This is a genomic window from Bacillus sp. 7884-1, from assembly GCF_002272245.1.
Lineage (GTDB): Bacteria > Bacillota > Bacilli > Bacillales > Cytobacillaceae > Neobacillus.
This window is the reverse complement of sequence record NZ_NPDD01000140.1, coordinates 22,818-34,032: the sequence shown is the minus strand read 5'-3', so window position 1 is coordinate 34,032 and position 11,215 is coordinate 22,818. Positions and strand designations below refer to the sequence as shown.

The window sequence follows — 11,215 nt, the reverse complement described above, 5'->3', positions numbered from 1 at the left end:
TTATATAGTTTATTGTCCACATTAGGTGAATATGATTTTGACAATTATGTGAAATAACACACAATCACATTGTCAATGGGTTCTGCAACATGGTATATTCTATACGTGAAGTTAGTCACAACAAACATATACCCCTTTGTTTGACCGTGAAAAATTTCTCCCATCCCCTTTGTTCGTATAAAATAGAAAAAGACCTTGCAGTTTGGCTGCAAGGTCTTTTCACGTTTAAGAAGTCACTGCGATTGGATTAGTCTTCAAGATACCGCCAAAATGTTCCATACTTTGCCGGAAGTTGTTCCACCTTTTGAAGTAAAAGCAATTGTTTCATTTCTCGCTCTACTTGAGAGATTGACAAATTATAAACTACTGCAATCTCTTTAGAAGCCACTAGTTTAAAATACTCCAGAAATTTTTCTAAAGGGGGCGGCGGATTTTTTTCAGGCTCTACAGAAAGCATTTCTTCAAGAATTTGCACATAGACTTCATACGGGTAGGGCCCGGTAATTTTAATGCCCTCATCCTCTGCATTCTCGTTAAAAAATACAAGCGTCGGTATTTCTTGTACCTCCATCTCAGTGGTGATTTTTAGGTCACACTGGAATGCTTTAGCCGCGCTTTCAGAATGAAAATCGGATATGAACTCCTCTACATCTAATCCTGCATTTTTAGCACAGGATGTTAATACTTCAATATGGGAGATGTTTTGTTTATCGATAAAAAGTTTTTCCTGTAGCTTGCGTAGAAACCGTATGCCTGCTCGTCTGCCTTGCAGCTCAGCTGCCTTTATTGCAACAGAGGCTATATACGGGGAAGCTACTGGATTTTCTAACCAAAGGCTTCCATCACAGGACATCCCTGATCTGCTTGCTGTCTTTTCCCATAATTCCGCAATCACTTCATAATTTTTCTTTTTGCTGACATTTAAATTTGCGATACGACCACTTAACACATGTTTTATGGAAAAATATCTGCCATATTCAATGTGTAATTTTTTTAAGATAGGCTCAAGTGCCCAACACTCTGGGCATAAAGGATCGATGAACATATATATTTCAAGCGGCTTCTTGTCATAACTGTAGGAGTTTGGCCTTGAAGTGAATCCAGGAATACTCACGAATTTTCACCCGGTATCTCACTGCCATCAGGCTTATTAATCATATGCTGAGCAGTAAGATAGAGCCTAGAATAAAATTCATCCCTAAATGGACCCTCTAAACCAGTCTTGTCCATCGCTTGTGTCATGCATGAAAGCCATGCCTTTGCACGAGCAGGAGTAATGGGAAAAGGCAAATGTCGTGCACGCATCATCGGATGACCATGCTCCTCTGTATACAATGGTGGTCCTCCCAAATATTGTGTTAAAAATTGCTTTTGTTTTCGGGCAATTTCTGAAAAGTCATTTGGAAAGATTGGAGCAAGATCAGGATGTTGTGCAACTAGACCATAAAAAGTATCCACGAGACGATGTAGAGCAGCTTCGCCAAGGGTCTCATATGGAGTAGGCTTTTTCTCATTCATGTTGACAACTCCTTTGAATATGTTTGTATCTTTATTTTATCAATGCTAATTTCATATCTCAAATAAACCGCTTATAATTTTTGCTGGTAAAACCGAGCAATTTTATTCTGAGTTTTTCGTATAGGTATTTCATATTGGTTGAGTAGTCCTTGAAATACAAGTTGTCCACTTTGGAAATCTTCCACTTCGTATTCAATCTCATAGTCTTCTTTGTTTAAATAAAAGCTATGATCCAATACAAGTAAACCCTCTTTGTAGGGGAATTCAGCTCTTTTGGTTGTGAGAGATCCAAAATATACAATTTTGTTAAATGCAATTTTTAATTGTTCTATTCGTTCCTGGACAATTCCCTTTGGGAATATCTGCTGTTGAATGGCTGCCTTAAACTCTTTTGCAGATAAAAGTTGTGTCGTTTCTAAAAGTCCAACAGCTGCTGGTTGTTTTAACGTCAATTCAAAGTTATTCTTTTTTTCTCTGATTCTTAGGGCAGAACCTAGGTTCTTTAAAGCAAATTCCGGTGTGTCGAAGTAATGATTTGATTGCATGACAATATCCTTTTCCTTAACATTAAATGTTTTAAGAAGATTTTCATATTCAACTTTAGTAAGTAAATTCTTAAATTCAATTTCGATTGTCTCTGACATCAGGTCCATTCCTTTCCTAACATATATTTATTGTATCTTAGCTTTAAGTTAAACCGCAATTCTTGGGAGAAATGGATAGATTATGCTAAAATAAGGGAGTGAATAGTGGAGGTAAAAAGGATGAATAAAAGAATAACAATTACGAAAGCAAACTTTTTGAATAGTAAATTAAATTTATATGTAAGTGAGTCCATTAGCGGGTTAAGCCCCGCAGAACAAATTCTTGTTGATTCTAAAGAATTTTCTTTTGTTTATTTACTGGAAAATCTAGAGGGTTATACATATATCGACATGAAAGAGCCAATTTGGCCATGTTTAAAAAAGGTACTGGAACAACCAATTCCAGTGTGGATTCTTTTTGAAGATGAACAATGGGAATTAACAAATTTCTATGAGGAATTATCTGAACTAATAACCAACATAAGAGGCAATAGTAATTATGGTGCAGAAATGGTCACGAAAGTAGAAGAGATTTTTTAAACATATTATAGTTGTCATTGGGGTGGAATGATGAAGCATTGGGACCAGTTTTTAGCTCCATATAAACAGGCAGTGTCAGAGCTGAAAATAAAATTAAAAGGGATGAGAGGACAATTTGAGCTAGATTCCAGCCATTCACCAATTGAATTTGTGACGGGGAGAGTTAAGCCAATTGCAAGTATCCTTGATAAAGCCAATCAAAAGGGTATTCCACTAGATAAATTGGAAGAAGAAATGCAGGATATTGCTGGAATGAGAATCATGTGTCAATTTGTAGACGACATTCATCATGTTGTTAGCTTATTAAGAAATCGAAATGATCTTCAAATTGTTGAGGAAAGGGATTATATTTCACACAAAAAGACAAGTGGATATCGCTCTTACCATGTAGTTATCATGTATCCTGTTCAAACAATTCATGGGGAAAAAAGGATTCTTGCTGAAATACAAATAAGAACCTTAGCGATGAACTTTTGGGCAACAATTGAACACACATTAAGTTATAAATATAAAGGGATTTTCCCAACTGATATTCAAATGAGGCTCCAGCGAGCTGCGGAAGCAGCATTTCGTTTAGATGAAGAAATGTCATTGATACGTGGTGAAATCCAAGAGGCCCAAGCGTTTTTTACGAGAAATAAAGAGTTTAAACAAGAAGAGAAAAGCTGATAGAGCTTTGTAAATTTCAGTACAAGGAGTATACGATGATGAAATTTGCCATTACATCCAAAGGAGATCAAAAGTCGAATATCTTAATGCACAAGATGAGAACGTATTTACTGGACTTTGATCTTATTTACGACGAGGACCAACCAGATATTGTCGTCTCAATTGGAGGCGACGGGACACTTCTATATGCTTTTCACCGATACAGCAGCCGCTTGGATAAGACCGCTTTTGTTGGTATTCATACTGGACATCTAGGTTTTTATGCTGACTGGACACCTGATGAAATTGAGAAGCTCGTCATTGCGATTGCCAAGACACCGTATCAGGTTGTTGAATATCCATTAATTGAAGTAATCATCCGTTACCAGCATGCAGGTAAGGAATCCAGATATCTTGCACTAAATGAATCAACTGTCAAAAGTGTTGAAGGGACATTGGTTATGGATGTGGAAATACGCGGGCAGCACTTTGAACGGTTTCGAGGGGATGGTTTATGTGTCTCCACGCCGTCAGGCAGTACTGCTTATAATAAAGCACTTGGTGGGGCTATTATCCATCCATCGATATCTGCATTACAGGTTGCAGAGATGGCTTCAATAAATAATCGCGTTTTTCGAACGGTTGGATCACCTCTAATCCTGCCATCCCATCATACTTGTATGCTGAAACCAGTTAATCGGGTAGATTTCCAAGTAACGGTTGATCATCTTACTTTACTTCATAAAGATGTAAAATCAATTCAATTCAGGGTGCCGGATGAAAAAATTCGCTTTGCTCGTTTTCGTCCATTTCCTTTTTGGAAGAGGGTCCATGATTCATTTATATCGGATTCCGATTAATCCTAATAGCTGGAGGAAAAAACATCATGATATCAGGTTTTCAACTTCAGTGGGAAGTTAATAAACAGCAAGCAGGCCGAATGATTAAGGAATTCTTGAAAGAAGAAGAGATATCTCGAATTGCTCTAACGGATATTAAATTTAATGGCGGGAAAATTCTGGTGAATGACATTGAAGTGAATGTTCGTTATGTGTTAAAAGAGGGTGAATTCTTAACCGTTATTTTTCCTCCTGAAAACCCAAGTGCAGGGGCAGCAGGGGAAAAAATCCCATTGGAGATTCTTTTTGAAGACCAATATTTACTGATTGTTAACAAACCTGCTGGCATGAGTACCATTCCATCGCGAGAACATCCCACAGGAAGTCTGGCTAACGCCTTGATAGGATACTATGAAGAAATTGGAATAAGAGCTACCTCTCATATTGTCACCCGTTTGGATAGAGATACTTCTGGTATTGTCTTAATTGCAAAGCATCGCCATGTTCATCATCTACTAAGCAAACAACAGAAAAATGGTAATATAAAAAGAACATATGAAGCACTTGCAGAGGGTCATCTTGTACTCGAAGAAGGTTCAATTGAGGAGCCGATTGGAAGAAAGTTGGACAGTATTATTGAAAGAGAGGTACGGAGTGACGGGCAATATGCGTGCACCCATTACAAGGTACTTAAAAGGTATAAAGAGTTTACACACGTTGAATTACAGCTAAAGACTGGTCGAACACATCAAATTAGGGTTCATATGTCTTTTATTGGGCACCCCTTATTGGGAGATGACCTATACGAGGGTAACCAAACCCTGATTAATCGGCAGGCACTACATTGTAAAAAGATTCATTTTTCTCACCCATTTAGTGGCCAGGATATGAATTTCACATTAAACCTTCCTGAAGATTTGTATGTATTAGTAAAGGCTGACTCCTAGATTGTCAGCCTTTTTGCGTTTTTTGGTGATTTCCTAGGAAATTTGTCGATGTTGATAGGATTATTTACCCTATTTTTAAGCAAAGTCTTTAAATTTTTCTCCTATGTATGGCATAGTAGAATCTACAGAAACTATTTCTAGCTCTGGGTACCGGAGGGCAGTTAACTTACCGCCAAAAACAGCTCCAGTATCAATATTATAGGTATTATTAATAACTCTTGGTTCTCTTACGGGTGTGTGACCATAAACGATTAAAGGCTTACCAGCATACTGCTTAGCCCAATCTCTTCTTACAGGAGAACCATCTGGGTTTTTCTCACCTGTAATATCTCCATAAAGGACAAACGTCTTCACTTTAGAGTTTGTTTTGCCGATAAATTCTTCTTTGATCCCAGCGTGGGCAATAACTAGCTTTTCTTGATCTACTATTAAATGAAGCGGCGATTTTTCATAGAGTTCGATGAATTTCCTTTTAGTGGTTTGCTGTTCTTTTCGTGGCAGTGATTTGAATTCTGCTACAGTTGTTTCAAGCCCATGGGTTTCCTGAACCTTATTCCCAATAAAGTAACGATACAGTTTATTACAATGGTTTCCAGGTGTGTAAAATGCCTTTTTCTGCTCTATTACCAGTCGCCATACTATTTCAGCAACCTTTAGTGAAGATGGACCGCGATCCGTTAAATCGCCAACAAAACCTAACAGCCTGTTTTCGGGATGAGACGGGATTCCATCACTCCATTGGTAACCCAACTTCTTAGTTAAAGCTTCAAATTCTGGCAAACAGCCATGTATATCTCCGATGATATCAATTTTCATGGAATATTCCCCCTTATTTTTATTTTTGGTTTGTTTAGTGATTTTTATAAAAAGAAATGAAGGAGGCCATTTATGGAACAACATGCTTCTGTAATATCTTTACTGGTGGTAGTGACGGTTGCTTTTGTAACCCCAATTTTACTACACCGATTAAAATTATATTTTATCCCTGTTGTAGTTGCAGAAATTATTATGGGACTTGTGATTGGGAAAAGCGGCTTCAATGTAGTTCATGAAGATATGTGGTTAACAACACTCTCGACACTTGGCTTTATTTTCCTCATGTTTCTTAGTGGATTAGAAATTGATTTTACTGCCTTCACAGGAGGGAAGAAACAAAATACACTTCCAAATGGTAAAAAGGAACCGAACACCTTCTTGGCCTCATTTATCATTTTTATTGGTATATTTATTATTTCCCTGTTGTTATCCTATTTGTTTGTATTTGCAGGTTTTATAGACAACGCATTTTTAATGACGCTCATAATATCAACGATATCCCTAGGGGTTGTGGTTCCGACTTTAAAAGAAGCACACCTGATGAAATCCAACATTGGCCAAATCATACTATTGGTTGCAGTGGTGGCTGATTTAGTGACCATGATCCTCTTGGCCATATTTGTGTCAATTTATGATCCAGGACAAGGGAATACATGGCTTCTGCTTATATTGTTTGCTGCTGGTGTTGTTTTGTATTTTGTTGGTAAACGTTTTAAAAATCGTCCCTTGCTTGAATCATTGTCAAAAGGGACTGTACAAATCGGAACCCGTGCAGTATTTATGCTCATTATAGTATTAGTTGGACTCTCAGAAACAGTAGGTGCAGAAAATATCCTAGGAGCTTTCCTAGCAGGCGTATTGGTCTCTCTCCTATCTCCAAATCAAGAACTAATCCATAAACTAGATTCCTTTGGTTATGGTTTCTTAATACCAATCTTTTTTGTAATGATTGGTGTGGAACTAGATGTTTGGTCTTTATTTGCGGATAGAAAGCTTTTGTTATTAATACCGCTTTTATTATTAGGACTTCTGCTATCAAAGGTAGTCCCAGTATATCTATTGAAAATCTGGTATGATACAAAAACAGTGCTTGCTTCGGGTTTCTTACTTACGTCTACACTATCGTTAGTAATTGCAGCGGCGACAATTGGAGAGCGTATGGAGGTCATTACTCCGGAGATGAGTGGAACCCTTATTCTCGTTGCCGTCATCACTTCCATTTTTACACCGATAGCCTTTAAGAAATTGTTCCCAAAAGAAGTGGGTGCAGATCCAAAAGTAAGAATTGCATTTTTAGGTGCAAACCAAGTTACACTTCCTGTTTCAAGGGAACTAAAATCAGGTTTATATGAACCAACCCTCTATCATACAAGAATGGACAAATCAGATAAACTTATCTCTAATTCATTATTTGATATCGTTGAGATTTTTAATTATTCGTTAGAAACAATTGAAACGAATAAGATTTTTCAAACGGATATTGTTGTCATTTCCACTGGCCAGGATCAGACAAATGCAAACTTAGCATTGAAGGCTAAGGAAATGGGTGTTTCCAGGGTAATTGTTCGTATCGAAAGTCCCGAATTTGAGCAAAGTCTGAGAGAAAATGAAATTGAAGTTTTCTCATCCTTCATGTCAACAAAAACATTGTTGCGGGCATTAATTGAAACACCAAGTGTAATGAACATATTAACCAATCAAGAAAGCTCGCTTTATGAAATAAGAATGCAAAATGAGCAGTACGACGGAATGACGCTAAGAAGGTTTCCGTTTACAGGAGATGTTATTTTTGTTCGTATATTTCGAGGAAAGGATTCGATTGTACCACATGGTGATACGGAACTGCTCCTAAATGATCGTTTGATTGTAACGGGGTCAAAAGAGTATGTAGATGAGCTAAAAAGGGAATTAGAATTCTAAGGGAGGAATATCCTTGAGAAAGCTGATACTTTTCATTTGTTAGTAAATAGTGTAAACTTAGTACCAAGTACTAATAACTAATATAATGCATGGAGTGGGAGGACTTTTTCTATATGAATCTTTCTTTAACTGGAAAAACATATGTAGTAATGGGGGTAGCAAATAAACGTAGTATCGCATGGGGAATCGCTCGGTCACTAAACAATGCGGGTGCACGTTTGATCTTTACCTATGCAGGGGAAAGGCTTGAAGGCAGCGTTCGTGAATTAGCTGAATCATTAGAAGCAGAAGGAACTCTTGTGCTTCCTTGTGATGTAACCAAAGATGAAGATGTGGCTAAATGCTTTGCTGATATTAAGGAAGCTGTAGGTACCATCCATGGTGTTGCACACTGTATTGCATTTGCTAACAAAGAAGAATTAAACGGGGAATATATGAACACTACAAGGGAAGGATTCTTGTTGGCTCATAATATTAGTTCTTATTCTCTAACTGCTGTAGCAAAAGAGGCTCGGGGATTAATGACAGAAGGCGGAAGTATCGTCACATTAACATATCTAGGCGGAGAACGAGTTATACAGAATTATAATGTAATGGGTGTTGCAAAGGCTTCTCTTGATGCAAGCGTTCGATATTTGGCTGAAGATTTAGGCAGGGAAGGGATTCGTGTCAATTCAATCTCGGCAGGACCGATTAGGACCCTATCAGCAAAAGGTATTAGTGATTTTAATCTAATTACAAAAGTGATTGAAGAAAAAGCACCTTTACGTAGAGCTACAACGCCAGAAGAAGTTGGTGATACTGCACTATTCCTATTCAGTGATCTTTCTCGAGGTATCACGGGTGAAAATATTCACGTTGATTCAGGATTTCACATTTTATAATGGTAATGCCCGCTAACAACTTAGCGGGCATTTTTCTATACTAATTTTCATGAACGGGTATAGGCAAACTGCATACATATAGAGTGTAGGGCTAGGTAAATGGAGGTGAATTGGATGGAGAAAAAGGCAAAACGTGGACCGATACTTTATGTTTCACAGACGTTTTTAAATACACCTGTAAAAAACAATCAGGAAATTTTTACAAACAGGCAGGAGGTTCAGCTGCCAATTGAAGAACCACTGCTAGAGGAGGAAAGCAAGAAGGAAAGCAACAAGGAAAGCAAGAAGGAAAGCAACAAGGAAAGCAAGAAAAAGTTCTTTGAAGTTTCACTTGCAAAGACAGAATTACCTAAAGAGCCTAAAGATAAAGAAGCGGTGCAGAACCACAGTATTCAGCCAAAACAAGAAAAACCCCGTACATTTAACAAAGTAAAAGGCTTTAGAGAAATGAACCTTATGGAGCGTTTAGAATACCTAGAAAATTTCCCTAAAGCATTGCCGCCAGTTCCTTGCGTCTTTTATACGGAAGAAAAGAATTTACAAGGATATTTAGTTGAATATAATGAACAGGATGTAACGATTCGCTTTCCAAATCAAACAACTGAGACCATTTCTTTAAAAAACTTAAAAGATGTCATGATGATTGGTATAAAGAAGTAAACAAAAAAAGCCAGCCGGGTTATCGACTGGCTCATTTTATTACAAAGAATTAGTCACATAGACCAAGGTCTACATCAGCAATACATTGTATAGCACAGAAACAATTTAAATCAACTGTAATACAGTCATTGCTGGCACGGAAGCGTTCAACTTGACAAACTCTTTCTAGGTTAATACAACATCTGTCTCCGCCGGCAACTAGGTTAATTGGGATAAAGTTCCCGCCTTCTCTGCGCCCTGGAATGAGAACACGAAGTGTTGCACAACAATTATCAAATACATCTTCTACGCGGAAGAAAATTGATACACATGCATTGCCTTCGCCGCTAAAGAACGCGTGGAATGGTGAACCATCTGCGTTTTTTAATACAAAAACACGAGTATCTGCACGATCTCTTCTTGCTGGTGACACTAGTGAACCAAGTGGTTCCAAGAAACAACTTGGACAATCTACACAATCGTCATCTAGTACAGCATTATCCTGGATGTCTTTTATAGCACGAACAACATCACATACACAGCCGTTGCTGCTCCGTGAGTCACTATTTCTGCCACAACCCATTAATTACTCCTCCTATCCGTGATATATATCTTACATTACTAACATATTTAAACAGGACCAATTGGGTAACGGACAAACGCCTTTTTAACTAAAATTAGGCTAATAAAATGGAAAGGAAAGAAAAAATGAACATTGATTTTTTTACTTTTATTATATTAGGATTAGCCTGCTTTCGATTAACAAGGCTAATTGTTTTTGACAAAATAACTGGATTTCTTAGGCAGCCTTTTTTTGATGAAATAACAGAAGAAAATGAAGATGGTGCTGTAGAGGTGTATTATCTTCCGAAGAGGACACCTATTAAAAAATTTATTGGGGAGTTGCTAAGCTGTTATTGGTGTACGGGCGTGTGGATTTCAGCATCAGTTATAACTGGATACTTCTTTTTACCGGCCCTATTCGTACCAATTATTCTTGTATTTGCAGTTGCGGGTTTGGCAGCAATTTTGGAATCTGTTGTTCAGCTTTGGATATAAGAGAAATAAGCTAAAATGGTTGTACGCCCGAGACAAGTTCTATATTTCTAACATATCTTATTAGTAGTAATAATAACGATATGGGAGTGGTAATAGGGTGAATATAGATAATAAGAAAACGCAATCAACAAAAACTACTCAAACGAAGAAAACGACTAAGAAAAAAGGCTGCGGCTGCGGTAAAAAAACTCAAAGATAAATGTTAACTGCCAGAATATAATGGCAGTTTTTTTTGTCCACTAGAAGCTAAAAAACAAAAGTTACCGCAATCAAGTCATAATTTTTGTTAACTTAGAAAAAACTATATAGGAGTGGTATTTCTATAATTTGGATAAGGGAAGGAAAATAAATGGTCTACATAATTCGGCTTATGTTATTTGTATCTATATTTTTAATGAGCTCTTGTAGTCAGGGGCAAAATGAGAAGGATAGCCAACTGGCTCTCATGAAAACGACCAATCCTAACCCGACTGTTACAGAGAAAAATAAGGGCCAGGACAAAGCAGAAAAAATTGAGAAGGAAGTAGAAAGTTTCGATGAGATTTATGATGTTGCAGTTGTGAAAGGGAAAAAGGATACACTTGTTGTATATAAAGTGAAACATATGCAACGATTCAAAATGAAAAAAATCGAAAAGGATTTAAACAAAACCCTAGAAAAAAAATATCCGAAGGAAAATTTCACAGTGTCGAGTGACTATAAGATATTTTTAGAAGCTGTGCGCCTAGTTGAGAGGAAGAATAATGGAACTCTTTCTGATAAGCAGGCGGAAAAACGTTTTAATGAGATTGTTAAAATGTCATCAGATATGAAGTAAGAAG

General features: G+C 37.3%; 14 protein-coding genes. 9 read left to right on the top strand and 5 right to left on the bottom strand.

Annotation, left to right across the window (positions count from 1 at the left end; genetic code table 11):
- Positions 1 to 247 precede the first annotated feature (247 nt).
- The 3 genes from CHI06_RS16795 to CHI06_RS16785 form a co-directional block, all read right to left on the bottom strand.
- Positions 248 to 1,114 (bottom strand): ClpXP adapter SpxH family protein, encoded by an 867-nt coding sequence (locus tag CHI06_RS16795; RefSeq protein ID WP_257009340.1) that lies wholly within the window; start codon positions 1,112 to 1,114, stop codon positions 248 to 250.
- The gene (locus tag CHI06_RS16790; protein WP_095249776.1) at positions 1,111 to 1,518 is read right to left on the bottom strand and encodes a globin domain-containing protein; all 408 of its coding nucleotides are present in this window, start codon (positions 1,516 to 1,518) and stop codon (positions 1,111 to 1,113) included. Before CHI06_RS16790 ends, CHI06_RS16795 begins: the two co-directional genes overlap by 4 nt.
- Before the next feature lie 71 nt (positions 1,519 to 1,589).
- Positions 1,590 to 2,162, bottom strand: coding sequence for a CYTH domain-containing protein (locus CHI06_RS16785; RefSeq protein WP_179292655.1), 573 nt, complete (start codon positions 2,160 to 2,162; stop codon positions 1,590 to 1,592).
- 120 nt (positions 2,163 to 2,282) lie between these two features.
- Here CHI06_RS16785 and CHI06_RS16780 point away from each other — a divergent pair, with 120 nt between their 5' ends.
- Genes CHI06_RS16780 through CHI06_RS16765 form a run of 4 tightly spaced genes read left to right on the top strand, consistent with a single transcriptional unit; the run spans position 2,283 to position 5,076 of the window.
- Complete coding sequence (locus CHI06_RS16780; protein ID WP_095249775.1) at positions 2,283 to 2,642, top strand: hypothetical protein; 360 nt, start codon at positions 2,283 to 2,285, stop codon at positions 2,640 to 2,642.
- Between the two features lie 30 nt (positions 2,643 to 2,672).
- Complete coding sequence (locus CHI06_RS16775; RefSeq protein ID WP_095249774.1) at positions 2,673 to 3,311, top strand: GTP pyrophosphokinase; 639 nt, start codon at positions 2,673 to 2,675, stop codon at positions 3,309 to 3,311.
- A 38-nt stretch (positions 3,312 to 3,349) separates the two neighbouring features.
- On the top strand, positions 3,350 to 4,150 hold the full coding sequence (locus tag CHI06_RS16770; RefSeq protein WP_095249773.1) for an NAD kinase: 801 nt from the start codon (positions 3,350 to 3,352) through the stop codon (positions 4,148 to 4,150).
- Positions 4,151 to 4,176: 26 nt separating this feature from the next.
- Positions 4,177 to 5,076 (top strand): RluA family pseudouridine synthase, encoded by a 900-nt coding sequence (locus CHI06_RS16765; RefSeq protein WP_095249772.1) that lies wholly within the window; start codon positions 4,177 to 4,179, stop codon positions 5,074 to 5,076.
- Between the two features lie 75 nt (positions 5,077 to 5,151).
- Here CHI06_RS16765 and prpE read toward each other — a convergent pair whose 3' ends face one another.
- Positions 5,152 to 5,892 carry a bis(5'-nucleosyl)-tetraphosphatase PrpE gene (prpE, locus tag CHI06_RS16760; RefSeq protein ID WP_095249771.1) on the bottom strand — a complete coding sequence of 247 codons (741 nt, stop codon included), beginning with the start codon at positions 5,890 to 5,892 and terminating at the stop codon, positions 5,152 to 5,154.
- A 72-nt stretch (positions 5,893 to 5,964) separates the two neighbouring features.
- Here prpE and CHI06_RS16755 point away from each other — a divergent pair, with 72 nt between their 5' ends.
- From CHI06_RS16755 to CHI06_RS16745, 3 genes are all read left to right on the top strand, one after another.
- Positions 5,965 to 7,812, top strand: a complete 1,848-nt coding sequence (locus CHI06_RS16755; RefSeq protein WP_095249770.1) for a monovalent cation:proton antiporter family protein — start codon at positions 5,965 to 5,967, stop codon at positions 7,810 to 7,812.
- Positions 7,813 to 7,925: 113 nt separating this feature from the next.
- On the top strand, positions 7,926 to 8,696 hold the full coding sequence (fabI, locus tag CHI06_RS16750) for an enoyl-ACP reductase FabI (RefSeq protein ID WP_095249769.1): 771 nt from the start codon (positions 7,926 to 7,928) through the stop codon (positions 8,694 to 8,696).
- Between the two features lie 114 nt (positions 8,697 to 8,810).
- Entirely contained in the window at positions 8,811 to 9,356 is a 546-nt protein-coding gene (locus CHI06_RS16745; protein ID WP_179292654.1) for a CotO family spore coat protein, read from the top strand.
- A gap of 49 nt (positions 9,357 to 9,405) precedes the next feature.
- On the opposite strand, the gene CHI06_RS16740 is transcribed toward CHI06_RS16745, so the two are convergent.
- Positions 9,406 to 9,918, bottom strand: a complete 513-nt coding sequence (locus tag CHI06_RS16740) for a CotY/CotZ family spore coat protein (RefSeq protein WP_095249767.1) — start codon at positions 9,916 to 9,918, stop codon at positions 9,406 to 9,408.
- Positions 9,919 to 10,043: 125 nt separating this feature from the next.
- Between CHI06_RS16740 and CHI06_RS16735 the strand changes: the two genes are divergently transcribed.
- Positions 10,044 to 10,394, top strand: a complete 351-nt coding sequence (locus CHI06_RS16735; RefSeq protein ID WP_095249766.1) for a DUF1360 domain-containing protein — start codon at positions 10,044 to 10,046, stop codon at positions 10,392 to 10,394.
- 349 nt (positions 10,395 to 10,743) lie between these two features.
- Positions 10,744 to 11,211 (top strand): YhcN/YlaJ family sporulation lipoprotein, encoded by a 468-nt coding sequence (locus CHI06_RS16730; protein ID WP_179292653.1) that lies wholly within the window; start codon positions 10,744 to 10,746, stop codon positions 11,209 to 11,211.
- The last annotated feature ends 4 nt before the right edge of the window (positions 11,212 to 11,215 follow it).